The sequence below is a fragment of the Microbulbifer agarilyticus S89 genome (assembly GCF_000220505.1).
Taxonomy (GTDB): domain Bacteria; phylum Pseudomonadota; class Gammaproteobacteria; order Pseudomonadales; family Cellvibrionaceae; genus Microbulbifer; species Microbulbifer agarilyticus_B.
On the sequence record NZ_AFPJ01000051.1, the window covers coordinates 73,199 to 100,136 of the forward strand.

Here is a 26,938-nt window from a genome sequence, read left to right on the forward strand (position 1 = left end):
TCACGAAAGCGACTTTCAGGCCACCCAGCAATCCAAAAAGTGACCACCATGTGTATAACTACAATCTTCTCCTGACCAAGCAATCGGATACACCCACTGATGAACCCTATCATTGCCAATAATAAGCCCAGCAAAGTCACCCTTGAGCAGGGCAAAGAATACTTTTTCTGTGTATGCGGAAAGTCCGGTAACCAGCCATTTTGTGATGGCTCCCACGCTGGCACTGGAATGGAGCCAAAGCTGTTTGTGCCCGAGGAAAGCGGGGAGGCCTACCTTTGCCAATGCAAGCATTCAGCAAACCTTCCCTACTGCGATGGCACCCACAAACAATTTTCCGATGAAATGCTGGGTAAGGAGGGACCGGGCGTCCGTCAGGATAATGATGGCGGCCCCACCGCAAAGGCCACCAAAGAAGAGCCCACCGTAGAATTTATTCACCAGCTCGCACGCGAGGGCCTGTCGCAAATGGGCCATCATGGCCCCATGACCGCGATGGGTATACCGCGCCACCAGTTGCCACACTGGGACGACATTCAAATGCTCGCGGCGCAGATGGCCACAAAGCCACTGCAGGAGGACGCCACCGTCGGCACGGAGCTGGTCATCGGTCCCCGTGCCAACAAACCGCTCAAGCTGAAAATACCGCTATTTGTGTCCGACATGAGCTTCGGCGCCCTGTCGGAAGAAGCCAAGGTCGCGCTGGCGAAAGGTGCCGAGATGGCAGGCACCGGTATCTGCTCTGGTGAGGGTGGGATGCTGCCGGAGGAACAGGAAGCCAACTCCCGATATTTTTACGAGCTCGCCAGTGCCAAGTTTGGCTTTGAGGAATCGAAACTGCTCAAGGTACAGGCCTTCCACTTCAAAGGCGGCCAGGGTGCCAAGACAGGCACCGGCGGTCATCTGCCGGGAGCGAAAAACGTAGGCAAGATTTCCCAGGTGCGCGGTATTCCAGAAGGAGAGCCTGCGGTGTCTCCCCCCTCGTTCGAAGACCTGCATACCGTCGATGACTTCAAGCGCTTTGCCGATCGCGTTCGGGACATTACCGACGGCATACCGATCGGGTTCAAACTGAGCGCCAACCACATCGAAGACGATATGCAGTTTGCACTGGATGCGGGTGCTGACTACATCATTCTGGACGGGCGTGGTGGTGGTACCGGCGCTGCACCCGCGATGTTTCGCGACCATATCAGTGTGCCCACCATCCCCGCTCTGGCACGTGCACGACGCTTCCTCGACGAAAAAGGAGTCAGTGGTGACGTCACCCTAATCATTACCGGGGGCCTGCGCGTTCCCATGGACTTTGTAAAGGCACTGGCGCTGGGCGCCGATGGCGTGGCCATTGCCAACAGCGCCATGCAGTCCATCGGCTGTGTCGCTGCGCGCATTTGCAATACCAACAACTGCCCCGCCGGTATCGCGACACAAAAGGCAGACCTGCGCCAACGCTTGAATGTGGAAAAGTCGGCCAAGCAGTTGTGCAACTTTTTCGAGGCCTCGGTCGAACTCATGCAGGTAATGGCCCGCGCGTGCGGCCACCACAACCTGAATGCCTTTAACCCCGCCGACCTCACCACCTGGAACCGGGAAATGGCCCTGCTCTCCGGGGTGGCCTATGCAGGGCTGCTAAGCCCACATCCCTAAAAACCAGGCCCACAATCCTAAATCCACAAATCCAGGTCTACAGCCCCAGGCCGATATCCGTGTTGCGGTACTCTTTCATGGTTGCCTGGTGCTGTTTGGAAAACTTGACCGCCTGTGGCATCCCCCACTCGAAGAACTGGTGCCCGGTACTCGACATTTCCTTGGGGTCGACATTGAGGTTGAATACCCAGAGCGCGGTTCCCACATCAGACAGCACCGCAGCGTCGAGATTTCTTCGCGGCACCTTCACATCGAAAACCTTGAAGTGCACTTTGTAGTCGCGCCAGCGCAGTGCGCAGAAGTCGTAACGGTTCCACATATACACGACCTGTCGCCGCGAGTGGCCATTGGGCGCAAGGAAAAATGCCGTCTGGTCAATGCCATCAAAGTAGAGGTCGTTGGGTAAATTATCCAGCACACCGGCCATGCGCAGGGAGGTCATATAAATATCCATGAGATCCACCAGCTCATTGCTGACCTGCCCGGGTTCAATCATGCCTTTCCAGAACACAATGCCCGGCACTCTCACGCCGCCCTCCCAAGTGGTGCCCTTGCCACCGCGCCAGGGGTGATAGCCGGAGTCCGGCCACACGTCCTCATTGGCACCATTGTCGGAGGTGAAATACACAATCGTATTTTCCAGCTGACCATTCTCCTCCAGCGCCTGCATGATCTCGCCCACAATATCGTCGACCTCGACCATCGCATCGCGCACCGGCATGGCCGCGGGACTTTTGCCAATATATTCCGGCGCCACCAGGGAATCGTTGTGAATCTTGGAGAATGAGTGCACCAGATAGAACGGCGTGCCTTTTGCTTTCGCGTCCTGCAAAAACTTAATCGACTGATCGCGCAATACCTGGTCCACCTTGCGCATGTCGTCGATCGTGTTGATGGGGTATGCCACCTTGCGCCGACCACCCTTTTCACCCTCGATCAACCCCTCCGGGCGCAGGGTAAATGCTAATTTGCTCAGCTCCGGATTATTGATCATGTCCGAATACTGCCGCTTCAACAGGAATTGGGTGTAATCCGACTGCACCGACGGCAATCCGTAGAAGTAATCGAAGCCAACCTCATGCGGCAGCATCCCTTCGGCTTCGCCAATATGCCACTTGCCAATAACCGCCGTCTTGTAGCCGGCAGAGGTGAGCATCTTGCCGCTGGACTGCTCGATTCGCCACGGGTTCTTAGTGACAACATCGCCGGTAAGTATCGGGCGCACCAGGCCACTGCGAACCGGCAACCGCCCGGTCATCAGCGCGGCGCGCGAGGAGGTGCACGTTGGCTGGGAATACATCGAGGTTAATTTAAGGCCTTCGCGCGCCAGCTTGTCGATATTCGGCGTTGGTGCACCAATCGCGACCCCGCCGCCAAAGGCCCCGGGGTCTCCCCAGCCCATATCATCCACAAGAAATATAAGGATATTGGGCTTCTGTCCGGCGCGCTGCTCAAACGACGCCAGCTTCTTGGCGGCCAGCGCCTCCTGCTGGGGCCGGGGAATAGCGGGTTCGAAGTTCTTGCGCTCCACCACACTCAGGTCAAATACGCTTTTTTCCGCAACGCTGCTGTGCGAAAACAGCAGGCTGAATGCACATAAACCGAGTGCGAACGAGACAACTCTCTGCATTTTCGTGGCATCCCTCTACGCAAAATGACAGCAACAAAAATAAAATCCCACCCCTCAGTCTAGTTTCTTTCACACTCCGGTGATTGGGTTCCGCAGCCGACCACCGCCTGGCACTGCCTGGTCACGGCACCGAATTTCACCCTGCTGCGCCAATAATGTTATGATGCAACATTCTTGTGAGATACACTTGGGCGCCGCCTGACCAACCATACGCAGCACAACATGAATACACTCCAACCAACTACCGATAAGGCAGCCATCAGCCTGTCTATCCTGTGTGCGGCACACTGTCTGCTGCTGCCATTGCTCATCCTGCTGGTGCCGAGCATCGCCACGCTCACCATTGCTGGCGAACAGTTTCACCAGTGGATGGTTGCGGCCGTCCTTCCGACCAGCATTTTTGCACTGGCCATGGGGTGTAAAAGCCACAAGCAGTTTCGATTCGCCGCCATGGGCGTGGCCGGGTTGGCATTGCTCCTCCTCGCCCTCGTCTTGGGTGAGGAAGCCGGTGAACTCGCAGAAAAGGGGCTCACCTTGGCTGGCGCCACATTGCTCGCCATTGCCCACCTGCAGAATTATCGCCGCTGCCAGCAACAACACAGCAACTGCGACTGCCACTAAAGCGCACACTCAACAGGCGCACGTCACATTTCAACAGCCACCCATGACTCTTGTACTTGCGTATGGGTAACTGCATTTTGCGAGGGAATACTGCATGGGCGCCGACAAGACACAGATTTCTGCCGTTCCAACCAACATCATTACGGGGTTCCTGGGCGCTGGAAAAACCTCCTCCATTCTGCACCTGCTGAAGAGTAAACCCGCCAATGAGCGCTGGGCGGTACTGGTGAATGAATTCGGGGAGATTGGAATCGACGGCAGCCTGTTCCAGGGCACCCACCGGGAAGAGGACGGGGTATTTATTCGCGAAGTGCCCGGGGGCTGCATGTGTTGTGCCGCGGGCCTGCCCATGCAAATTGCCCTGAACCAGCTGCTCACTCGCGCCAAGCCCGATCGCCTGCTTATTGAACCCACCGGCCTCGGCCACCCGATTGAGGTCTTGGAGACACTCTCTGCCGAGCATTACAGAGACGTGCTCTCCATTCAAAAGATTCTCACCCTAGTGGATGCGCGCAAGCTGGCGGATGAACGCTACACCAGCCACCAGACCTTCAATCAGCAAATCGCGATTGCGGACATAGTGGTCGGCAATAAGCAGGATCTCTACGGTGACAAGGAAAAGGCGGCACTGCGCGATTACGTCAAAGCGCACAGCCCAAATGCAACCGAGGTGCTTTTTGCCGAACAGGGCCAGGTAGATTTTTCCATTCTCGCGGGCGCTACCATCACGCGCGTCTCCCCGCACCACCATCAAAGCCATGGCACACCCTCCGCACAGCAGGAAGAAGAAATTCCGCAGGCGGGTTTCCTCAAGGCAGTAAATCAGGGTGAAAACTATCAGAGCATTGGATGGCGCTTTGCCCCGGATATCGTATTCAACCAGAAAAAGCTGTTCAATTTCTTGAGTGGTCTGACCGTGGAGCGCATGAAAGCGGTGTTTATCACCGACGAAGGCGTGCTCGGCTACAACCTGACTCCGGACACACTCACCGAAGTTGAACTCGATGACTGTGCCGAAAGCCGTATCGAAATCATTGCGCAACAGTTGGAAGAGGAGTGGGAAGCGCAGCTGATGCAATGCCGGCTGTCTAACGCCTAATCAGCGCGCTGGCAGATGCTCCTTGAGCAGCGCAATGTTCAGGTAGCTGCATCCAAAAACCGGTGGCTCTCACCAATCTCCGGTAAGCAACAACCCCGCGTGGCCAGGTAATGCTGGTTGAACACCCTGAAGTAATGCTGCAGTGTCAGCGCTGGCTGTTCCTCACCCGCCAGCATTAGGCAACTGATCGCGGCCTCGGCGGTGGAAAAACGATGGCTTTTGCCGGAGTCGCGCACCGAGTAGGAACGCACCAGGGTTTCCGGCAGGCTCAGACACGGGACCTCATCCAGCCAACGGCTGAGGCCGATCATACGACTGCACTGCTTCCAGGTGCCGTCGAGAATAATCAAAGTGGTCTTTTTATCGCTCGCCGGCACGCTGTGCACCACTTCGCGGGAACAGTTTTCTGTGCCATCTGCGGGGAAAACCACAAAGCAGTTGCGCGCTGGATCCTGCAGCAGCTGCTTTAGCTCTACTGGCGCCTCCAGCCTGTTCCACAGGAAAGCCGGCGTATCGGGGAACACATCCACGATCAGGCGCCCGGTATTGGTGGGCTTGAACAGCTCCTTGCGGTGCATCAGCAACACGAAATCCAAATCACTTTGCGCCCGTGGACGCCACGCACACATACACGCAAACTCGCCCATCTGGCACTCAGGGCAACGCTTGACGCTTTTGCCTTTGGCCTGGAAAGGTTTAGTGGATTTTGCCAGTTCCTGGTCGCGCAGGCGGGTATAGCTATTGGAGTTCATAAACTTCGCAGTGAGCGGAATTGCTGTCACTTTTCCGTAACGGGAAACGGCGAGATTCTACACGTTGGTTCCGCGCATGTCCCAGCGCCATTTGTTACTCAACGGTCAGCGATTTCGTCCGCGACGAACACCCCGGCAACTTCCTCACGTCCTGCTACTTTTAGTGTTGCTCTTAACAATGCTCTCGCGCAGCTCTCTTATTCAAGGACAGCGTGCGTGCGCTGCTTGCTGGGCCACCTAAACACAAACAGGCCCGAAGATTTATCAGGACCCGGCGTGCGATCCATCACGATAACCAGATCGCCTGCATCAACCGGTGTGACATGGAGTTAACCATGAAAAGACTCAGGCTGGCCGCTTGTCTGGCAATTTTGTTCCCAATTTTTGCAACTGCCCAGATTCCTGTTTCCGATGTCGACCTCACCCGGTTTTACCTGCGTGTCGGTGCCAGCTCGGTACACCCCGATGACAGCCATACCTCACTGAAGTACTACCTGTTCCAGGATTGGGAGCTCTACCGCACCACCTGGGAAACCGACGACGAAACCACCTGGAACATTTCCGGTGTATGGCGGCCACTGCCCTACCTCGGTGTGGAGCTCATGCATGTTGGTGACTCCGGCCACCCGCTGTCCCTGCAAAACTTTCGCGCACGCCCTGGCCGCGACAACATTCAGTTTGGGCGATTCAGCCTTTCTTCTACCAACCTGTTCGTAAACTGGTATATGACAGACCTGGATTGCCTGGGGCAACCCTACCTGGGCATCGGCGTGAACTACTCCGATTACCATGACGACCATCTGTACCCGGAATTTCAGAACTACCTGATCAATCGCGGCATGGCGACAGGCCCCGGGTACTTCGGCGTTGGCCACTCCTGGGGGGCCACGGCACAACTGGGCGTGGATTGGCGGCTGGGGTGGGGCAAGATGCGCTCCTGGCTTATCAACGCCGCGGTGATTTACGTCGACTCCAGTGTCGATGCGGAGGTGACCTTCCCCATAACACTCGGCCACGAACGACTCTATTCGGACTTCAACACCGACCCGTGGACATTCAACCTGGGCGTCACCTATGAGTTCTGACACCCGGTCTATTGGCACCACCTGCCTGACTACCGTTGTATGCTGGGTAGCAGGGCTGAGTGCCTTACTGCTGTTACCAATGCCTGCCAGCGCCGATTGCACACCGGGCAATATCGGCACCGAAGGCCCGGATACCATTCTCTGCGACACTGACAATGATGCCGCCGGTGCCGACGTCAATGCGCTCGGCGGCGACGATGTGCTCAACCTCGATGGTGGCACCATTGGTATCGCCGACGCCGGTACCGGCAGCGACCAGATCAACGTCAATGGTGCGGTGGTCGATACCAATCTGTTCACCGGCGATGGCCACGATACGGTGACGGTGGAAAATCGCGAATCGCGGATCGGCAATTTTTTTAGCGGAGGCCTGGATACCGGCAGTGGGGACGACCGCGTTGAGATCTACGACGGCTTGGTTTTTCGCCTGGACGCGGGTGCCGGCGACGATGCGCTGTTACTCGACGGTGGTTTCATATTCGAAACCGCAGACATGGGCGCAGGCGACGATACGTTTTATTACGATGAGGGTCTTATCAACCACTTCCTCGGCGGTAGCGGATCGGATTATGTGGAAATCGATGCACGCGCCTATGATGAGGAAGACACCATACTCGATGGCGGTGATGATGCCACCGCAGACGATGGCGATATCGATACCCTGCGCTTCAAGCTCGACCATTTGCTGGATGGCAGCAAGCTGCTGAATTGGGAAAACCTGATTATCAATGGCAGCTCGAAGCTTCGCATGTTCAACAACCTGACTGTTGGTGGCGGCCGTAGCGGGCGTGAATCACTGGGTCTGGATATTCGTTTCGGCGGCATTCTCGAACCGACCGATGCAGAGTTTTCCATTTTTGGCGATGTGCAAAATGCCGGCACGCTGGATCTGGAAAGCGGCGCGTTCAACCAGCTCAATATTGCCACCCACGACGATGGACGCTTTGGTTCCTATCACGGTCGCGATGGGCGCCTGTGGATGGATACGCAACTTGCCGGCGACAATGCGCCGAGCGATTTTCTCTCCATCGCGGGCGATGCGAGCGGGCGCACCTTCGTCAGCATCTTCAACCGGGGCGGAAATGGTGCCCTCACCGCCGGCAACGGTATCCCCATCATCCAGGTTGGGGGGAGCAACCCGCAGAGCGCGTTTCGCCTCGCCCCGGACTACACCGGACTCGACGGGCGCCCGGCGATCGTTGGCGGCGCCTACGGTTACACATTGCATCGCGGCGGTATCGATGGAGGGAGCAACGATACCTGGTTCCTGCGCTCGACCATCAGCGATCCGTTCAATGGCAGTGGCAATTTGATCCCGCGCTGGCAACCGGGCGCCGTGCTCTACGAAACCTATGCCCAGTCCATTCGCCGTATGAACACGCCGACCACGTTGCGCAAACGTGTGGGCAATCGCTTCTGGGCCGGCACCAGCTTCCGGGACCGCGGTACCTGCTGCTATGGCGAAGCGGTAGAACGCACCATCGATGGTGGCGGCTGGTGGATGCGCGTGAATACCGAATACAACGACAATGCGCCAGAAGAGTCGACCGCGCACGCCGAGTGGCAGCAGGATTTCGGCCAGGTACAAATCGGTAGCGACTTCTCCTTCGATCCTGCGGTCTACTATGGCCGCATGATGCTCGGGGTTTTTGCCCAGTACGGTAGTGGCAGTACCGAGCTGGACAGCTTCTTTGGCCACGGCGATATCGATACCGATTACTTCGGTGTAGGTACATCCCTGACCTGGCATGGCAGCCAGGGCAGTTACGCCGATATACAGGCGCAGTTCAACTGGTTTGATTCAGACCTGTATTCCACCGAGCTCTGGTACCTGGGCCGAGATAATGATGCCGTCGGGTTTAACTTTTCCGTCGAAGGCGGGCACAGTTTCAAACTGTGTGACTTCTACTCCCTCACCCCACAACTGCAGCTCGCGTTCACCGCGGAAGACATTGACGATAACCAGGACCCCTACGGTGCCAGCATGACAGATGCGGAAAACCAGGGGGGCTTTGCCCGACTGGGCGTCGCATTCGAGCAACGCCTGAGTCAGCGGATAAACCGCAATATGTATGGCAACCTGCTGCTGGAACGTATCGGCTTTTACGCCATCGCCAATACCTATTTCTATTTTGACGACCAGACCGCAGTGAACGTATCCGGCACCGCACTGTTTCAGGAACGGGACCAGTGGTGGGGACAACTTGGCGCGGGCTTTACCTACGATGAGTGCGGTGACGGCTGCTCGGTTTATGGTGAACTGGACTACGCGACCAGCCTGAATAACCTGGGAGACAGTTACAGCGTGCAGCTAACCCTCGGCTTCCGCTACAAGTGGTAACCGCCTCCCATTGAATCCCGAGTGCGCACGTATCGAGCGCCCGCCGAATTCCCTATACTCGCCCCATGAGCGACCTTCTGCCTATTGCCGCCCCGGATCACTGGGAAAACTTTCTGTGGATGCTGGGTGCGGACGACATCGCACCGGAATTCCCACTGCCGTGGCTGCCACCGGCACGACGGCAAGCACTGGCGGAATACTTCTCAGGCCCCGGCGTGCGCGCACAGCTTGAAGGTCTGCTGCTGCAAGCGCTGCAGCAAGGCACCAGCCGTCGCCTGGGTATTTACTTCGAGCAGCTCTGGGCCTTTGCCTTTACCCATCACCCGGACTACACACTGCTGGCCCGTAACCTTCCCATTCGCGCACAAGGTAAGACCCTGGGCGAGCTGGACTTCGTTGTGCGCCATCACCCGGATAGCGCAGTGGAACACTGGGAGCTAGCGCTCAAGTTCTATCTGCAGATTGACCACCTTTGGGTCGGCCCCGGGCTCAAGGATCGTCTCGATATCAAACTGCAGCGCATGCACGACCACCAGCTGCCAATCGCCCTCAGTGACACCGCCAGTGCGGTGCTGGGTGCCCGCGGTATCCAGCTCGACCGCCAGTGGGCCCTCATGCCCGGCCGCCTGTTCCGGCCTCTGGCGTCATTCGCCGCATGTGGCCACCCCCCGGAAGATTACTGGTGGGCCGACCTCGCGACCTTCCAGGCCTTCGCCACCTTCCAGGCCTTCGCCCCCTTGCACAACGACTCTCCTGCAGACTCTACGGGCAGTTCCGCCGCCTGGTATCAGCTACCCAAGCCATGCTGGCTGGCGCCCTGTCAGCCGACAGGGGTTTCCTTGCCCCCAGCTGCGCCCGTCGCGCCTGAAATCTCTGAAGCACTATTAGCGCGTGGCCCCATCTGCGTGTGCCGCGTGTCGCCGGACGGGGAGCGACAACGCGGTTTTCTGGTTCCCGCCGACTGGCATGCGCGCGCCCTGAACTCCACAGCCGCTCACACCTGATCGCCGGGCACCGGCAAAAGCGATCCCGCTTGACATAGATCAACAACCATTTACAATTTTCAGAAATTTCTGAAAGTTAAGAAGAAATCAAAATTAATGAAACTTTCCAGTCAGGCGCAAGCCTTCGTATTACATTTTGGGGAAATGGGCAGTCGCTGGGGGTTTAACCGTACCGTCGGCCAGATGTTTGCCCTGCTTACCATCAACAACGGGCCAATGAATGCGGACCAGTTGGCAGAGGCGCTGAAGATCAGCCGCGGCAATGTCAGCATGGGCCTGAAAGAGTTGCAGGCCTGGCGACTGATCGAGCTGCACCACCAGCCCGGCGACCGCAAAGATTACTTCACCGCCGCTGGCAGTATCTGGGATCTGGCGCGCACAGTATTTGAGGAGCGCCGCAAGCGTGAGTTAGACCCAACCCTCACTCTGCTGCGCCAATTGTTGCTCACCGAGCCGCGGGACGAACAGGAAACCGTAGCCCAGAAGAAAATCCAGGAAGTGTACAGCCTGCTGGAAATGCTTGATCAGTTTGCCAATACCCTGAGCAAGCTGGATGAAAAGGACCTGCTCAAGCTGATGAAGCTCGGGTCTGGGCTCAACAAGTTACTGGACTTGAAGGCCAAGGCCACCGGTTCTGTTAGTAAAGGTTCTGGCAGTAAAAAAGGTACGTCGCGCACGTAGTTTCGCCGAGCTTGCCAGTGCACGCTATCCGGGCTTGCGGCACCGGACTAAACATCGCCGCTTGCTGTTTCAAACCGCGGCCACACCGGTCGTGGTTGCTCTTCTGAGGTACCCATGCTGGATACATTGCTGCTCTCCCGAATACAATTCGCTGCCAATATCAGTTTTCATATCCTCTTTCCCACCATCACCATCGCACTCTGTTGGATCCTGGTCTTTTTTAAACTGCGGTTTGATATCACTCAAAATCCCGTATGGATGCGCGCGTATCGCTTCTGGGTAAAGATTTTTGCCCTCAGTTTTGCCCTCGGTGTGGTCAGCGGTATCACAATGTCATTTCAGTTCGGCACAAACTGGCCAGGCTATATGGAAACCGTCGGCAACATTGCCGGCCCGCTGCTGGGCTATGAAGTGCTAACCGCATTTTTCCTTGAGGCAACCTTCCTCGGCATTATGCTTTTCGGCATCAAGCGCGTTCCCAGCAAGGTTCATACCTTTTCCACCCTGATGGTTGCCCTGGGCACAACCATGTCGGCATTCTGGATTCTCGCACTCAACTCCTGGATGCAAACACCCGCTGGGCATGAAATTCGCGATGGAGTTGTGTATGCGGTCAGCTGGATGGAAATTATTTTCAACCCATCTTTTCCCTACCGTCTGACACATATATTGCTGGCGTCTGGCCTGACAGCCGCCTTTTTTGTCAGCGGGATCTCCGCGTACCGTATACTCAAAGGCGATTCCAAGCAGGCACCACGTGTTGCCCTGAAAACCGGTTTAATCGTCGCCGCGATTCTCGCCCCTGTTCAGGCCTTTGTAGGCGATCTCCACGGACTCAATACGTTCAAACACCAACCCCAGAAAATTGCGGCCATGGAAGGCGTTTGGGAAACCGAGCGCGGTGCCCCCCTGCTCCTGTTTGCCATTCCCAATGAAGAAACACAAACCAACGACTTCGCAATCGGAATCCCCAAATTAGCAAGTTTGATACTGACGCATTCACCCGATGGTGAAATTCCTGGCCTGAACGAGTTCCCTGGCAATCACCCGCCGGTGGCACCAATGTTCTATGGCTTTCGCATCATGGTGGGGATGGGTGTGCTGATGCTGGTCACCGCATGGACCGGGTGTTACCTGCTACGCCGCAGAAAAACATTACCCGACCTATTTCTCAAGTGGCTGGTCGTCATGACCTTTTCCGGCTGGGTGGCAACACTAGCGGGCTGGTATGTGACCGAGATCGGTCGTCAGCCGTGGCTCGTCACCGGGATTTTAAAGACAGCAGATGCGGTAACGAAGATTCCGCCGGCGAATGTGGGGTTATCTCTCACACTCTATTTGACCACCTACGCCGTCCTGATGTGGGCGTACATCCACACGCTGAAGCGTATGGCGCGCAAGGCGGTTTATGTTGAGGAGTTTGAAACCGCCGAGCCGCGCGCGCACGGCAGTCTGCCTAACCTGCCGAACCCCGGAACCAACGTCAGTGGAGGTATCGCATGAACGAATTTGTAAATCACGGTGGCGACTGGCTTCCGGTAGTGTTTATCGGTCTGATGGGATTGGCAGTGCTGGTTTACGCGATTCTCGATGGCTACGACCTCGGAGTCGGCATTCTCCTGCCGATGGGGGAACAGGATGAGCTGCAGCGCGACACCATGATCGCCTCCATTGGCCCCTTCTGGGATGCCAATGAAACCTGGTTGGTGCTCGCAGTGGGGGTACTGCTCATTGCCTTTCCTGAGGCGCATAGCGTGATCCTGATGCACCTGTATATTCCGGTGGCGCTAATGCTGGTCGGGCTAATTATGCGCGGCGTTGCCTTCGACTTCCGCGCCAAGGCGGCGGTGGATCACAAACTCGCGTGGGATCGCACCTTTAAGATCGGCTCTCTAATCACCACCCTCACCCAGGGATATATGCTGGGACAATACGTCATGGGGTTTGATTACAGTGTGCCCTCACTGATGTTCTGCCTGCTTTCAGCGCTGGGCGTCACCGCAGCGTACAGCTATATCGGCGCAACCTGGCTGGTACTGAAAACCGAAGGAGACCTACAAATCCGCGTAGTACGTTGGGCGCGCCAGGCCGGTCGTGCCGCACTGCTCGGGGTTATTTCGGTAAGCCTCATCAACCCGCTGGTAAACCCCGGCGTGTTTGACCGCTGGTTTACCTATCCGCTAGTGATGTTTGTCCTGCTGATTCCCGCCGTCTGCTTCCTTGGATTTATCTTCAACGACATCCTGCTAAAGCGATTGCCCAAAGACAATGACAGACACAGCGCACTGCCATTTTTTATCACCGCGATTATTTTCACCCTGTGCTTCAGTGGTATCGGTTTTAGCTTTTATCCGTATATCGTACCGGGTGAAATCACCATATGGGAAGCCGCGAGTGCGCGTAACTCACTGCAGTTTATCCTGATGGGTGCACTCGTCGTCATTCCTGTCATCCTGATGTATACCGCATTCTCTTACTATGTGTTCAGGGGCAAGGCAACGCAGCTGGACTATCACTAACGCAAAAACAACTTCCATAAAAAAGGGGCTTCCAATGGAAGCCCCTTTTCTCATCACCGGATACACAAAGGTCAATGATCGGCCTTGAGGGTGCGGTCAAAGAAGTCCTTCATCATCTGATACCAGTGCTTGCGGGTTTCCTTGCCGCGCAGGCTGTGCTTTTTACCCGGGTAGGTCATCAATTCAAACTGCTGGCCACTGTCCTGCAACTGTTTGATCAGCTTGGTGGTATTGGTGAACAGCACGTTGTCATCTGCCATACCGTGATAAATCAGCATCGGGCCCTTCAGGTTTTCCGCGTAAGGGAATACAGAAGAAGCCTCGTATGCCGCCGGGACCTGGTTCGGGTTACCCATATAGCGCTCGGTATAGTGGGTATCGTAAAGCCCCCAGTCGGTTACCGGGGCACCGGAGATGCCTGCTTTGAAATAGTCCCCGGCCTTGAACATGCTCATCAGTGCCATATACCCGCCATAGCTGTGGCCGAACACACCAATACGCTCGGGATCAATGAACGGCAAAGTACGCAAGAACTTCACGCCGGTTACCTGATCCACGACTTCCACAACGCCCATCTTCTGGTAGATGGGGTCTTCAAATTTCTTACCGCGATTGGCAGAGCCACGGTTATCCAGGGTAAACACCACATAGCCCTGCTGTGCCATAAACTGGTTGAAGGGCCTGTCCCAGCTGTTGGTTACCAGTTGTACGTGCGGACCGCCATACAGAAACACCATCGTCGGGTAGGTTTTCTTGGGGTCGAAATCCGCCGGCTTGTACATCCGGTAATACAGGGTGTGCCCCTCCGGCGCGGCAATTTCGCCAAACTCGGGCGCAATCCAGTCGGCCATATACGGGTGCAACGGGTGCCCCTCCTGCACCTTGTTTTCCTGCAGCCAGGTCACACGCTTGCCATCAACCGCGTGCAAACTGACCTGCGGAGGCGTGGTCGGATTGGAATAGGTATCGATGTAACCTGAGGCATCGCCGGCAAACTCAAACTGGTGCATGCCCGCACGGGAGGAAACCTTTTCGATTTTGCCGCTGCCTTCCAGATTGGTCACGTACAGATGACGCTCCAGCGGCGTATCTTTGCGGCCAGAGAAGTACACCTTTCCGGACTCTTCATCCAGTGCTTCCAGCTCGTCAATTGCCCATTCACCACCGGTCAGCTGGGCCAATTGCTTGCCGTCAAAATCGTACAGGTAAAGGTGCTTGAAGCCATCTTTTTCCGAAGACCAGATGAAACGCTCACTGTCTTTCAAGAAGCGCAGGTCATCAAACAGATTCACCCAGGTATCGCTGGACTCCACCAGCACATCGCGGGTATCGCCGCTGGGAATATCCACAAAACGCAGCGCAAGTTGCTGCTGGCTGCGGTTCTGCCACTGATAAGAGAGCAAATCATCCCGCGCCCACTGAACCCGCGGAATGTAAATATCCTGGTCCTTGCCCAAATCCAGCCACTGGGTCTGGCCGCTGGTAAGATCCAGAACACCCAGCTTGACGGTCACATTGGGACGGCCGGCCGCCGGGTAGCGTTGGCTGATCATTTCAATACGATCCGCATAGATTTCGCTGCGGGTTACCTCGTCGACGGGACTCTCATCTACCTGCAGGTAGGCAATGCGCTCTTCATCCGGCGCCCACCAGTAGCCGGTCATGCGGCCCATTTCCTCCTGCGCCACAAACTCGGCCATGCCATTTTTGATCGGCCCTTTGCCGTCAGCCGTTAACTGACGCTCCTTACCGGTCTTTAGGTCAACCACATAAATATTCTGGTCGCGGATAAACGAAACGAAGTTGCCCTTCGGGGAAACCCGCACATCGGTTTCGAAGGCCTCCGTCTGTGTCAGCCGCTTGGGTTTGCCGTCGCTCAGTGCGTAGTAGAAAACATCCCCGGCCAGAGGGAACAGCAGCGATTTGCCGTCCTTTGACCAGCTGTACTCCATGATGCCGCTGCCAAAGATACGCTGGCGCTCGCGCCGGGCCTTTTCTTCGTCAGAGAGGGTTTCTTCACCCTGGTGCAGGGTGTCGGAGTCGACCAGTACGCGGGTTTTGCCATCTTGCAGGCTGTACTCCCACAGGTCGTAACGGTTGTAGTCGTTCTCGCGCCCTTTCAGAAAGGTCACGCGGCTGCCGTCCGGGGAATACTGCAGCGCCCGCGGGCTGGTGCCACTCAATGCAGGGTCGGAAAATATTCGGTCAATCGTCAGGCTTTCCGCAGATAAAAATCCGGAAAAACCCGCACATACCAGTGACAAAAGAAATCGGTTCATAGCTGTTCTACGGCAATCAAATTCTGAGCCGGGAAAATGACACAATTTACGCAAAATTTGTAGGGTTACGGTGCTGAGAGCCGCTACCCGCGCCGCGATCAGCAGGCATCAGGTGTCCTGCTGGTCGTGCGCCTCCGGCATTGCCGTATCGCGCGCGGCAGAACCCTGTACCCTCTTGCGTACCTCTCCGGCACCCTGCTGCACACTGCGGCTCTCCACTTTCTCCTGTGAGGGGTCTGCGGAAACCAAGCGAATATCGGCAGAGGTGGGCTGCCCTCCTTTTGACTCGCCGAAATACAGCGTCTGGTGCGGGAATGGAATTTCGATATTGCGTGCATCAAATGCCAGCTTGATACGGCGATTGAATTCGCGGCCAACCAACCATTTTTCATGGGCACGGGTGCGTGTCCTGGCCTTGATGACAACAGCACTATCGTCAAATCGGTCCACACCCAGCACCTCAAGCGGGTCGAGAATGTAGCGGCCAAACTCTTCGTCAGCACGAAGTTCCCGATCAATTTCCTCCAGGCATGCGATCACTTCGTCGGTGTTTTCCCGATAGGCTACGCCGACCTCAAGCATGTAGTAGCTAAAGTCTTTGGTCAGGTTATCCACAATACTGATTTCACTGAACGGGACCGTGTGGACGGTTCCATCCAGCGAACGCATCTCGACCTTGCGCAGGGTAATCTTTTCCACAATGCCGGTGCGCCCACCCACCGTTACCACATCGTCCACTTGCAAAAGGTCTTCGATGAGAATGGTGAAACCGGTAAGAAAATCCTTCACCAGCGTCTGGGCACCAAAACCCACCGCAATACCCAGGACACCCGCACCAGCCAGTAGCGGCATAACATCAATGCCTATCTCGGAGAGCACCACCAGCAAGGAGAGCACCGTCAGGAAAAATAACAAGGCATTGCGGATGAGCGGAATTAGCGTGCGCACCCGCGCGGTGACCGCGCCCTGATTCTTACGCGTATAGTGTTCTATGACGCCGTTAATTATTTCCCAAATACTACTGAATATCAGGATCACCAGCAGAATGGAGAACACGACCTCCGCGGCACTGACCAGGCTGTCGTCATCAAGCACCACGCCAAAGGTTCGATTGAATACGAGGGAAAGGGTGTAGAGTGCAAGCAAGCCAGCAATGGCGTAGCCGGCAAATACCTGCATCTGAAAATAGCTAGAGAAGCGGCGACGATGCAGCCCCAGTGCCCGGCGTACCCGACCAAACTTGCGATCGAAATTTTTCGCAATGCGGCCATTCAACCAAACGAAAACACCGATCAATGAGAGCGCTACCAGCGTCACCAGCAGCTTCCCCGCACTACTTGCGCTAATGCCCACTGCGTCAAGGAGCTCGCCATATTTGTCCACAAGCCGACCGGCCGTCTCCTCCGGAAGCAGCGCATCCGCGATCGCAAGCGGGTTCTCCTCAACCGATCCCGACTGCACCTGATTGAGCGCTTTCAGGTTATCCACGAATTGCTTGCGCTGGTTTTCGTTTTCCAGTGTCTGGATAAATCGATCCAGCTCATCCGCTGAGATGGCGCCCGCGGAGTCAGTAACAGCACTAGCCTCTTCCGTTGATACTTTCGTGGATGCTTGCATGGATGCTTGTGTGGACAGCGCCGCGGCACCACCCGCCGGCTGCGCCACAGCGGAACTGATGAAACTGGTCAACAGAAGAGATACAAGCAGTAGCGGCACGCTCACTGGGAAATCACGGTCACGCCAGATACGGCATGCGTCCCAAAGCGCACCGGCTAGTTCCGCTAACAACCTTTTGCCAATTTGCGCAAGCGCCAATAAATTCATCTACCAGGTACTCGACATTGCTCTACTTACCAGTGGAAGTGCAAGCAGAGTGCCAACCGCTTACTCGTACGCCCAACGAGCCACAGGCAAGTCCACACAACCGCAATGTCGGTAAAGATTTCACAACACCCTGAAATATCTTCCGGTAGCCCCACGCCAGCTACATCAGAAAAAGGTCATTCTCACTCGCTAACGCCGTGGTACTTGCCTTTCACAACATTGGCATGGCAATTGCGATACTGAAATTACGCAACGGCACCAGCCACTCTTAACACTGACCAAGGAGAAGCCTATGAAACTGTTCACTAACGCCAGCAAAGCGTTTTATCTCGCAATCGCCATCGCCACCACTGCCGGACTGGCCGCATGCAGCGAGGAACAAAGCGCTGAATCCATTGGTGAGGCGATTGACGACACCATTACCGATACCGGCAATGCGATTGAGGATGCCTGTGAGGAAGCCAAGGAAAGTGCGAACGCGGAAGACACAGACTGCTAATTCAGGCCGCCCGCAGAGAGCAAACCCTAAACAAAAAAAGGAGCGCAGTGCGCTCCTTTTTTTGGCCATTCTACTGTGGGAGAAAACATCTCTCTAAGGAATCACACATTCACCTAGGAGAGTTCAACCGAAGAACTGCCATTCGATTTTTCAGTGGCGTTGCTGCGGCCCTTGGAGTCAGACTGCTCAGTGGCCTGCTGCTCATACTTTTCCAGCTTGTTATACAGGGTTTTTACGCTAATCCCCAGCTGCCCGGCCGTCTCGGTTTTATTGCCCGCGTTTTGCTCAAGTGTGCGCTCAATGGCGATTTTCTCGAGCACATCTAAAGGCACACCAGCGGGCACCGGAGGTACCTTCCCACTCGCTACCGCATCCAATTGTTGATCGGATGCTGGCTCCATATCTCCAAGAATGATGTGCCGAGGCTCGATGATATTTTCGGCGAGGATAAAGGCCCGTTCGACACAGTACTTGAGCTCCCGCACATTGCCCGGCCAGTAATACTCTTCCAGCCGTTTGAGTGCAGTTGGACAAAATGCCTTGGCGGCGCCTTCTTCACTATTGCGGTAAACCAGAAAATGCTGCGCCAGCCCGGCAACATCGTTTCCGCGCTCCCGCAAAGGCGGGACGCGCACCGGAAACTGCGCCAGGCGGAAGTAGAGGTCTTCGCGAAACAGGCCTTCGGTGACCGCGGCCTCGGGTTCCCGGTTTGTCGCCGACACCACACGTACATTGGTTTTTCGCACCTGAGTGCCACCCAGCGGCCGATACTCACCGGTTTCAAGCACCCGCAGCAACTTGACCTGATGATCCAGAGACATCTCCGTCACTTCATCAAGAAACAGGGTGCCACCTTCTGCCTGGGCAAAGAGACCCTCGTGCTGTTTGTGCGCGCCGGTAAATGCACCTTTGACATGACCAAACAGCTCGCTTTCCACAAGCTCCGGGCTCAGTGCGCCACAGTTAATTGCAACAAAAGGCGCCAACGCGCGCTCACTGGCCTGGTGTAACGTATTGGCTACCAGCTCTTTGCCAACACCACTCTCACCCACCACCAGCACATTGGCATCGGACGCCGCGACTTTGCGCAGTGTGCGGTACAGTTTGCGCATTGGACGCGATGAGCCCACCAGCAAACCGTACTGGTCCAACTGGCTGCTCACAGGGCCCTCTTCTACCACCCCCGCAACGTCCAGCTCAGCGACAATCTCTTCGATCGCATCGCAGATGTCTTCGGCGCAATAGGGCTGGCGAAAGTGGAACCCTCCAGACCGGGAGGTCGCGCGGTCGAGCACCGCGTTGGGCGCACCGTCACTGAGGAACACGTAGTCACAGCCGGCCAGCACGGGCGAGTCCGCCAAAGGCGCCAGAGTGCTTTCTTCAACCTCGCCGGTATCGACGATGGCCAGGTCGTAGCGATTGGCCAACAGCGGTTCCAACCAATCTGGATCTTCGCTGAAATCATCCACCGCAATCGAACTGACCACCACGTCGAGCACTCGACTTCGTAGCGAGGCGTCCTTAACCCGCAGGAATATTCGACTCCGACTCATATCAGGTTCCTCTTAGAATCTCACGAATCTCAGCGATTCTCAGCCAGAGCAGCCTGACTGGCACAGAGCTTGAATTGTATCACCTTGCTAACGTGAATGCGTTTGCACTCCGATTCGCCAAGAGCCATTCGAGGAGGCACATAGGAGGTACATGTGAAAAGCAAAATATCCACACAGCGCAGTGATCAATCAGGGTTCCCGCCAAAACTGCAAAAGAAACTGGCAGGAATCCGGCAGGCGAGCGGCCATGCACTCCAGTTCTACGGATCCCGGCTTAGCTTGCACGTCGACTATCCGCTGCGTCATTGCTTCCGCGATCTGAAAGAATTACACGGGGCCGTGAAGAAACTACTCTCCCCAGAAACGGAGAGCCAGCGCCACACTCTGGCAGTTTCAGCCGCTGACACCGATGCCGAGTCGGCCGATATAGCACTGCGGTATCAATCGATCGCCATACTGAGTCCGCGCCCCGGATCTGAGTTACTCAGTTACCTCATCGCCACCGAGCAGCGGCAGAAACGGATGCAGACACAGATATTGGAAGAATTGGGTGACTCCCCGTTGAAAATTGCCTTGTCAGCGCAAACCGCGATGTTACAGATCACCATCGACAAATTGGACTCACTTCTCATGGAAGATATGTCTGCAAGATAGATGGCACCGGGGCGGGGTCACTGATTCGGATTGGGCATGCAGGATATCTCGGCGGCCCCATACCCCCACACCAATGAGGCCTGCCCCTGATGCTCCCAGAAACTATCGTTTTTGCCTTTATACCGCGTACCACTAGCGCTGGGCTCCAGGTACATCAGTGCAACACTGTCTCCACGCTCGGCAATGAGCGTGGGTGGGGTGGTCTCAAAGAAGTTGATGACCACCTCATTCGCCGGGTTGCCTTCACATGCATAGAAAATCGGCCCTCTTCTCTCCACCAACCGATATTTTGCCTGTAATTCTGCAATTCGCCTCTGATATGTCTCAGCAATACACTGCTGCTTATCGTCACTTTTCCAGCAATCATTGCGCCCCTTGATCCACCCTCTTTGCATTGCCTTGAGCACAGGTGGATGCTCGTTGGCCGCTTTAGCCGCGGCGGCGGTGTAGACACTGGCCAGTTGATTATCCAGGGCGGCCAGTTTCTCGTCTTTACAGATGAGCTGCTCTACTTCACCCCGCGCTTTAGCGCAATCAAAACTGGGACCCGCCTGCGGAGCGTCCGCGCTGCAAGCCACCGTCCCTATGGCGAGCATGACCATTAAATACCTGGCGATCAGTGGGGAGGCTGAGGAAGAGGCCAACATGGAAACACTCCTGGAGTTTAAACGCGCGGAATCGGCTAGAGGAATCGGCTAGAGGATAGCCCATGCGCCAGAAAATATTACATGGCCCCCTGAAAAATATTCTCCCCAAATCCTTTGACGAGCCATAGCGGAGTCTCAATACCCTAAAAAACCCATTACCTAGCCTGCATCTGCGACGGCAGAGTAGTGCTTTCGCTTTTGAATATCGGCTAGCTATGGAGTTTTTGGCGGTGGATCGTACCTGCCAATAAAACTGGCACAGGGGTTGCAGTATAGGTAGTGAAACAGGCAATAAAGGATTGAATTTATGCAACGCCAAACACACTTTTCCAAATCCACTCTGCTCTCTGCTTTAGCGGGCACGGCTTTCGGTTTTTCGGCCATGACCTATGCGGGAGAGCAAGCGCAAGGCGACTCGCCGAATGACGCATGGCTGGATGGGAAAGCGGAAGCAGTGCTGTTGCTAAACCAGAACCTAAATAGCTTTATCATCGACACCGAAGTCTCGGATGGCGTTGTATTGCTCACCGGCGAAGTCGAGAGCAATGTCGATCGCAGACTAGCTGAGGAATTGATTGCGAGCGTTGACGGCGTGAAGAGCGTGAACAACAAACTGACGGTCGCCAGTCATGAGCCGCTCGGTGAAAAGATTAATCGCAAGTATGTCGATACAAAAATCGCCACCGTGGTAAAGACACGCTTATTAATGGATCGGGAGGTCGCCGGTACTGACATCGACGTTTCCTCACGGCGCGGTACAATTATTTTGCGCGGCTTTGTACAGTCCGATGCAGAACGGGATCTGGCGGAGGCCATCGCCCGCAACACCAATGATGTTGAAAAAGTGGAAAACAAACTGAAAATCGCCGGCTGATCCGGCGCACACAAAATCTCTCACAGGATTTTATGTGGTTTCTCTAACCACCGCTAACCACCCTAACCTCCCCTTCTTTTGGCCGGCTCCCCACCGGCCTTTTTTAGTTTTATGTAGACGGTGGGGATTTCGCAGGTCATTCGTTATGCAGTAAATGGTCAGCGTGAAAGCGCAGGTGTTGCTCGATAAAGGTAGCGATAAAATAATAGCTGTGATCGTAACCCGCATGGTATTCAAGCTTGAGCGGGTAGTTTGCCGCCCGCGCTGCAGCTTCCAACGCATTGGGCTTTAACTGCTCTTCGAGGAACTGATCCTGTTCCCCCTGCGACACCAATATCGGCAGCTGCTCGGTGGCACGGCTCAATAGCGCTGTCGCGTCGTATTCTTGCCACAGGCCTCGATCCGCCCCCAAGTAGGCGGCTAGGGCTTTTTCACCCCAGGGACACGCCATAGGATTACAGATTGGACTGAATGCCGAAATAGACTGATAGCGAGAGGGATTCTTCAGCGCGATAGTCAGGGCACCGTGTCCGCCCATAGAGTGTCCACTTATCGCGCGACGATCACTAACCGGGAAATTTTGCTCGACCAGACCTGGCAGCTCATCCACGATGTAGTCGTACATCTGGTAGTGCGGTTTCCAGGGGGCTTGGGTCGCGTTGACATAGAAGCCCGCGCCTTTGCCGAGGTCGTAGCCGTCATCATCCGCCACCTGGTCACCGCGGGGGCTGGTATCCGGGACGACCAGGACAATGCCCAACTCGGCGGCCATGCGCTGCGCACCCGCTTTCTGGGAGAAGTTCTCGTCGGTACAGGTTAATCCAGACAGCCAGTACAACACGGGGAAGCGCTGATCTTTCTCCGCTTGTGATGGCAGGAATATGGAAAAGCGCATCGCACAGTCCAGGACACTGGAGCGATGGGCATACTGGCACTGGCTACCATCGAAACACTGCGTCTTGCTGACAAGTTCTAGAGTCATCGGCCAACCTCACGCGTAATGGATAACACTGCGAATACTTTTACCTTCGTGCATCAGGTCAAAAGCTTCGTTAATTTTTTCCAGCGGCATGGTGTGGGTGATAAAGTCGTCGAGTTTGAACTCACCAGCCAGATAGCGTTCCACATAATCGGGTAACTGTGAGCGCCCCTTGACGCCACCAAAAGCCGTACCGCGCCACACACGGCCGGTCACCAGCTGGAACGGGCGCGTGCAAATTTCCTTACCCGCGCCGGCAACGCCAATAATCACCGATTCACCCCAGCCCTTGTGGCAACATTCCAGGGCCGAGCGCATTACATCGACATTGCCAATACACTCGAAGGAATAGTCCACACCACCATCGGTAAGCTCAACGATCACATCCTGAATCGGCTTGTCGAAACTCTTGGGGTTGATACAGTCGGTGGCACCAAGTTTTTTCGCCAGCTCAAACTTGCCTTCGTTAATATCGATGGCGATGATCCGGCCGGCTTTTGCCAGCCTGGCACCAATAATCGTCGCCAGGCCAATACCACCCAGTCCAAACACCGCAACCGATGCTCCCTCTTCCACTTTCGCAGTGTTGGCGACCGCCCCCATACCTGTGGTAACGCCACAGCCCAGCAGGCAAATTTCCTCCAGCGGAGCGTTCTTGTTGACCTTGGCGACGGAAATTTCAGGCAGTACCGTGTATTCGGAAAAGGTCGAGGTCCCCATGTAATGAAATACAGGCTTGCCGTTTACCGTAAAGCGCGAGGTGCCATCGGGCATCAGGCCTTTGCCCTGCGTGGCGCGAATTTTCTGGCACAGATTGGTTTTTCCGGACAGGCAGAATTTGCATTCGCCACACTCCGGGGTATAGAGCGGGATAACATGGTCCCCCACCGCCACACTGGTGACTCCCTCGCCTACGGACTCGACCACGCCACCGCCCTCGTGCCCGAGAATCGCGGGAAACACGCCCTCCGGGTCGGCGCCAGACAGCGTAAAGGCGTCGGTATGACAAACCCCGGTAGCCAGCAGCCGAATGCGCACCTCGCCCGCCTTGGGCGGTGCCACCACAACTTCCTCGATCGACAACGGCTCTCCAGCCTTCCACGCAACCGCCGCTTTGCACGTTATGGGTTCTGCTGACATTCCTGTTCTCCTGGGCTAAGAGTTTATCGTCCTGACAATCGCCATCCAGCTTATCAGATTTGGGGGGAGAATCCGGGCCGTGAGACGCATCCAAATAGTGCAGAAGCGCGCACCAACGCATGCCAAGCACAGGTTTGGCGCATCAAGTCAGTGCCAAGTCCGCGCGAAAGCGCCTCATTTGGCGCAGAGTTCATCGAAAATTAACTTGGCCCGTTCCTTGCTGGTGCAAACACAATGAAAAGAAGAACCTCTAAGGCGTATAGATGATGACCGACCACCAGTGGCTGATGAGCTCCCAAGCACTCAATACTCTGCGTAAGCTGCGCAAGCGTATTCAGGCAGAATTTGATATCACCCTGCGTTTTTCCGATTTTGACTTCGAATCACACCTCGCCGCATTGAAGCTGCGCACACAGGACGAGCAGAGCCGCGAGTTAATCGCCGAACTCGAAGCGCTGCGCGGCACCCCTTTTCAAACCGATGACGAAGGCACTCAGCGCCTGTATCGCGGGCGCCAGGTATTAGTGGAGGAGGGGCGGAAACAAGACATCTACGAGATGATCTATGGTGACGAATTCACGCTACACGGCGGGCAGGACAAGCAGCCGGAAACCCCGGTAAAAATGTACCGCGGGCGTGCGGTCAGGAACTGAACATCAACAATTAGGAACCCGTCTCCGCCGGCCCTACTATTCAGCGGTAAAACTGAGAAAAACAGAGGTAACCGCCATGTCAAAAGCTTGGGTTCTGGTAGCAAATCACACTCACGCCCGCCTGTTCGAGGCGGAAAAACGCGCGGGGACCCTCAACGAGATCGAAACATTGGTATACCCGGAAGGGCGTATGAAGGGGCAGGAGCTACTTAGCGATGCACCCGGGCGCACCTTCGACAGCCGCGGCGATGGCCGCCATGCCATGGAGATTCCCAGCGTCCGCAAGCAGGGCGCCAAACGCTTCGCCAAAGATATTGCGCATACCCTGGAGAAGGGGCGCCAGCAGGGTCGATTTGACCGCCTGTACATCGTCGCGGAACCCTCAATGGCCGGCAATCTGCGCCTCTCCATGAGCTCTCCCTGCCTGGCCACTATTGCCGGCGAGGCGCGCAAAAACCTGACCAAAAGCGATACGGCGGAAATTCGCGCACAGTTACCCATGTGGTTGTGATGCTACGTCTGCCCAGCTAGGCGTGCACAGCTGGGCCTGACGCGTCACTTCCGGCGGTGCTTCGCGCCTGTATTGGTTAGTTGAAAACTATCCCTCCACCGGGCTTTCTGCCTGCTGGAGGGATTTGATTTGTTATCGCCACCCTGCGACCATGCCTTCCATCCAGCCCGAGAGCCCATGCGCCTCGGCTCCGCTCGGCACACAAGTCACATCTCCAAGGAAGCGGCATGCTACGACTGTTCGAAATCCAGCACGGTAAAATCAGAGAAACCTACGCCGGTAGCGATTATCGCAGCCAGTCTCTGGAAGATGCCGCCTGGATCGACCTGCAGGAACCGGAGGAAGACGAGCGCGATCTGCTGGAACAGCTGCTGCGCACAGAACTGCCTGAATCCGATGACGTGGATGAAATCGAGTCCTCTGCGCGCTATTTCGTTGACGCCGCCGGTATCCATGTCCACTCCCTGTACCTCACCCATTCTGAGGGCCGGCACGATACCGCGACCGCCGCTTTCATCCTGCAACCCAAACGCCTGATCACCGTACGCGACACGGAACTGGCGGACTTCCGCCTGCTGCGCATGCGCGCCCGCCGCAACCAGGTGGAAGCACACAACGCGCAGGAGCTGCTGATCCAACTCTTCGAGCAGAAGGTTGAAAACCTCGCCGACGCGCTGGAAGACAACTACCTCAAACTGGGTGAAGTCAGCCACCTGGTATTGGAGGAAGAGGAAGGCAACCTGGAGGATGCCATCGATCACCTGGCCAAGCTGGAGGATTCCAACGGAAAGATCCGCCTGTGCCTGATGGATACCCAGCGCTCCATTGCCTTCCTGCAACGCCACCTGAAAGATGATCCGGAGCTGCGCGAGGACTGCTGGGGAATTTTGCGTGATATCGACACCCTGATGTCCCACACCACCTTCCTGTTCGAAAAGATCAACTTCCTGATGGACTCCACCCAGGGCTTTATCAGCATCGAACAGAACAAAATCATCAAGATTTTCTCCATCGCCGCAGTGGTTTTCCTCCCGCCGACCATGGTGGCGAGCATTTACGGTATGAACTTCGAACACATGCCGGAACTGGAGTGGCTGCTGGGCTATCCGTGGGCACTGTTACTGATGCTTCTGGCGGGCATGGCACCCTACCTGTATTTCAAAAAGAAAGGGTGGCTCTAGGCCACCACCTGCTAACCTTAATGCGTTGGAAAGCCATAACAGGGAAGCAGGACGATAATGGCGACGGCGGGCAGTAACAATTCAGAGCAATCCACGCACAAACCTTTCCATCTGCGCCGCTGGCTGAGCGCGCAGCAGGCCGTCGACCACCTGAATGTGCTAACGGAAGAGCAGCTCACCAGCGACGACCTGGCCCGTCTCGTGGAAGACCAGAAGCTGGATCTCTACTGGTACCGTCCGGGCCAGCACCTTAAATACATCGATAAAACAGGCTGGAGCACCATCGAGCTCAGCGAACCCCTGCGCCTGTCCCCCGACAACCGCGGAGACTGGCGAGCGATCGTCGGTATCCTGCGCCACCAGCCCGCCCTGCCGGCGACGGAAAACGACACCCCTACCCTGCTGGATGCCGAGGGCAATCGCCTGCGCATCACCTTTGGCTTCCACGACCGCCCCGAACCATTCAGCGGCCGCTGGTACCCGAATTATTCCGAGCTAGTGGTGAGACGCCGGGATCTGGACAACCTGGAAAGCCAGATGCTCACCGACGAAGGCGAGCAGCCCCTGGAAGCGGGCCTGTTGCTGGACGTGATCTGGCAGCTGGAACAGATGGCCATGGAAAATGGCCGGCCCCACGAACATCCCCACGACCTGAACTGGCTAACCGACGAACTGAGCGACCGCACCAAGCTCGATCCCCGACTGCTGGGCAAGGTGCTAAACGCAGCCGAGCGCCAGCACGCAACGCATTACTGAGCGAAGGCCTAG

The 26,938-nt window shown here is 56.1% G+C and carries 24 protein-coding genes; 16 read left to right on the forward strand and 8 right to left on the reverse strand.

The annotated features are described in order from the left end of the window. Positions 1–99 precede the first annotated feature (99 nt). The gene (locus tag AS89_RS0115090; protein WP_010133555.1) at positions 100–1,644 is read left to right on the forward strand and encodes a glutamate synthase-related protein; all 1,545 of its coding nucleotides are present in this window, start codon (positions 100–102) and stop codon (positions 1,642–1,644) included. Positions 1,645–1,681: 37 nt separating this feature from the next. On the opposite strand, the gene AS89_RS0115095 is transcribed toward AS89_RS0115090, so the two are convergent. After that, positions 1,682–3,274 carry an arylsulfatase gene (locus AS89_RS0115095; protein WP_010133556.1) on the reverse strand — a complete coding sequence of 531 codons (1,593 nt, stop codon included), beginning with the start codon at positions 3,272–3,274 and terminating at the stop codon, positions 1,682–1,684. A 222-nt stretch (positions 3,275–3,496) separates the two neighbouring features. Here AS89_RS0115095 and AS89_RS0115100 point away from each other — a divergent pair, with 222 nt between their 5' ends. Together AS89_RS0115100 and AS89_RS0115105 are read left to right on the forward strand one after the other, a co-directional pair. Then, the gene (locus tag AS89_RS0115100) at positions 3,497–3,895 is read left to right on the forward strand and encodes a MerC domain-containing protein (protein ID WP_010133557.1); all 399 of its coding nucleotides are present in this window, start codon (positions 3,497–3,499) and stop codon (positions 3,893–3,895) included. 94 nt (positions 3,896–3,989) lie between these two features. Further along, positions 3,990–4,994 (forward strand): CobW family GTP-binding protein, encoded by a 1,005-nt coding sequence (locus tag AS89_RS0115105; protein ID WP_010133558.1) that lies wholly within the window; start codon positions 3,990–3,992, stop codon positions 4,992–4,994. Between the two features lie 38 nt (positions 4,995–5,032). Here AS89_RS0115105 and AS89_RS0115110 read toward each other — a convergent pair whose 3' ends face one another. Continuing rightward, positions 5,033–5,746 (reverse strand): tRNA-uridine aminocarboxypropyltransferase, encoded by a 714-nt coding sequence (locus AS89_RS0115110; protein ID WP_010133559.1) that lies wholly within the window; start codon positions 5,744–5,746, stop codon positions 5,033–5,035. 335 nt (positions 5,747–6,081) lie between these two features. On the opposite strand from AS89_RS0115110, the gene AS89_RS0115115 reads away from it, so the two are divergent. The 6 genes from AS89_RS0115115 (at position 6,082) to AS89_RS0115140 (ending at position 13,376) form a co-directional block, all read left to right on the forward strand. Further along, a complete protein-coding gene (locus tag AS89_RS0115115; protein ID WP_010133560.1) occupies positions 6,082–6,831 on the forward strand; it encodes an OmpW/AlkL family protein in 750 nt (249 codons plus the stop codon). Then, on the forward strand, positions 6,821–9,172 hold the full coding sequence (locus AS89_RS0115120) for an autotransporter family protein (protein ID WP_010133561.1): 2,352 nt from the start codon (positions 6,821–6,823) through the stop codon (positions 9,170–9,172). Before AS89_RS0115115 ends, AS89_RS0115120 begins: the two co-directional genes overlap by 11 nt. Before the next feature lie 65 nt (positions 9,173–9,237). After that, positions 9,238–10,176, forward strand: coding sequence for a DUF1853 family protein (locus AS89_RS18310; RefSeq protein WP_010133562.1), 939 nt, complete (start codon positions 9,238–9,240; stop codon positions 10,174–10,176). 96 nt (positions 10,177–10,272) lie between these two features. Continuing rightward, positions 10,273–10,857, forward strand: a complete 585-nt coding sequence (locus tag AS89_RS0115130) for a GbsR/MarR family transcriptional regulator (protein WP_010133563.1) — start codon at positions 10,273–10,275, stop codon at positions 10,855–10,857. Positions 10,858–10,971: 114 nt separating this feature from the next. After that, positions 10,972–12,360, forward strand: coding sequence for a cytochrome ubiquinol oxidase subunit I (locus AS89_RS0115135; RefSeq protein WP_010133564.1), 1,389 nt, complete (start codon positions 10,972–10,974; stop codon positions 12,358–12,360). Continuing rightward, positions 12,357–13,376, forward strand: a complete 1,020-nt coding sequence (locus tag AS89_RS0115140) for a cytochrome d ubiquinol oxidase subunit II (RefSeq protein WP_010133565.1) — start codon at positions 12,357–12,359, stop codon at positions 13,374–13,376. Before AS89_RS0115135 ends, AS89_RS0115140 begins: the two co-directional genes overlap by 4 nt. Before the next feature lie 71 nt (positions 13,377–13,447). On the opposite strand, the gene AS89_RS0115145 is transcribed toward AS89_RS0115140, so the two are convergent. Both AS89_RS0115145 and AS89_RS17860 read right to left on the reverse strand, forming a co-directional pair. Next, positions 13,448–15,655 carry a S9 family peptidase gene (locus AS89_RS0115145; RefSeq protein WP_010133566.1) on the reverse strand — a complete coding sequence of 736 codons (2,208 nt, stop codon included), beginning with the start codon at positions 15,653–15,655 and terminating at the stop codon, positions 13,448–13,450. A gap of 108 nt (positions 15,656–15,763) precedes the next feature. Further along, a complete protein-coding gene (locus AS89_RS17860; RefSeq protein WP_158217376.1) occupies positions 15,764–17,272 on the reverse strand; it encodes a mechanosensitive ion channel family protein in 1,509 nt (502 codons plus the stop codon). A 499-nt stretch (positions 17,273–17,771) separates the two neighbouring features. Between AS89_RS17860 and AS89_RS0115155 the strand changes: the two genes are divergently transcribed. After that, the gene (locus tag AS89_RS0115155; RefSeq protein WP_010133568.1) at positions 17,772–17,978 is read left to right on the forward strand and encodes a hypothetical protein; all 207 of its coding nucleotides are present in this window, start codon (positions 17,772–17,774) and stop codon (positions 17,976–17,978) included. Positions 17,979–18,091: 113 nt separating this feature from the next. On the opposite strand, the gene AS89_RS0115160 is transcribed toward AS89_RS0115155, so the two are convergent. Then, a complete protein-coding gene (locus AS89_RS0115160; RefSeq protein WP_050901717.1) occupies positions 18,092–19,531 on the reverse strand; it encodes a sigma-54-dependent transcriptional regulator in 1,440 nt (479 codons plus the stop codon). Positions 19,532–19,684: 153 nt separating this feature from the next. Between AS89_RS0115160 and AS89_RS0115165 the strand changes: the two genes are divergently transcribed. Beyond that, complete coding sequence (locus AS89_RS0115165; RefSeq protein WP_010133570.1) at positions 19,685–20,185, forward strand: hypothetical protein; 501 nt, start codon at positions 19,685–19,687, stop codon at positions 20,183–20,185. Between the two features lie 17 nt (positions 20,186–20,202). On the opposite strand, the gene AS89_RS0115170 is transcribed toward AS89_RS0115165, so the two are convergent. Further along, positions 20,203–20,832: an MliC family protein gene (locus AS89_RS0115170; protein WP_010133571.1), complete on the reverse strand. Its 630-nt coding sequence runs from the start codon at positions 20,830–20,832 to the stop codon at positions 20,203–20,205. 307 nt (positions 20,833–21,139) lie between these two features. Here AS89_RS0115170 and AS89_RS0115175 point away from each other — a divergent pair, with 307 nt between their 5' ends. Beyond that, the gene (locus AS89_RS0115175; RefSeq protein WP_010133572.1) at positions 21,140–21,706 is read left to right on the forward strand and encodes a BON domain-containing protein; all 567 of its coding nucleotides are present in this window, start codon (positions 21,140–21,142) and stop codon (positions 21,704–21,706) included. 136 nt (positions 21,707–21,842) lie between these two features. Here AS89_RS0115175 and fghA read toward each other — a convergent pair whose 3' ends face one another. Together fghA and AS89_RS0115185 are read right to left on the reverse strand one after the other, a co-directional pair. After that, entirely contained in the window at positions 21,843–22,688 is an 846-nt protein-coding gene (fghA, locus tag AS89_RS0115180; RefSeq protein ID WP_010133573.1) for an S-formylglutathione hydrolase, read from the reverse strand. A gap of 9 nt (positions 22,689–22,697) precedes the next feature. Then, positions 22,698–23,825, reverse strand: a complete 1,128-nt coding sequence (locus AS89_RS0115185) for an S-(hydroxymethyl)glutathione dehydrogenase/class III alcohol dehydrogenase (protein WP_010133574.1) — start codon at positions 23,823–23,825, stop codon at positions 22,698–22,700. A gap of 263 nt (positions 23,826–24,088) precedes the next feature. Here AS89_RS0115185 and AS89_RS0115190 point away from each other — a divergent pair, with 263 nt between their 5' ends. The 4 genes from AS89_RS0115190 (at position 24,089) to AS89_RS0115205 (ending at position 26,926) form a co-directional block, all read left to right on the forward strand. Then, positions 24,089–24,478, forward strand: coding sequence for a hypothetical protein (locus tag AS89_RS0115190; protein ID WP_010133575.1), 390 nt, complete (start codon positions 24,089–24,091; stop codon positions 24,476–24,478). Between the two features lie 76 nt (positions 24,479–24,554). Continuing rightward, positions 24,555–24,989, forward strand: a complete 435-nt coding sequence (locus AS89_RS0115195) for a host attachment protein (RefSeq protein ID WP_010133576.1) — start codon at positions 24,555–24,557, stop codon at positions 24,987–24,989. A 227-nt stretch (positions 24,990–25,216) separates the two neighbouring features. Beyond that, positions 25,217–26,170 carry a magnesium/cobalt transporter CorA gene (gene corA / locus AS89_RS0115200; protein ID WP_010133577.1) on the forward strand — a complete coding sequence of 318 codons (954 nt, stop codon included), beginning with the start codon at positions 25,217–25,219 and terminating at the stop codon, positions 26,168–26,170. A 57-nt stretch (positions 26,171–26,227) separates the two neighbouring features. Then, the gene (locus tag AS89_RS0115205) at positions 26,228–26,926 is read left to right on the forward strand and encodes a hypothetical protein (RefSeq protein ID WP_010133578.1); all 699 of its coding nucleotides are present in this window, start codon (positions 26,228–26,230) and stop codon (positions 26,924–26,926) included. The last annotated feature ends 12 nt before the right edge of the window (positions 26,927–26,938 follow it).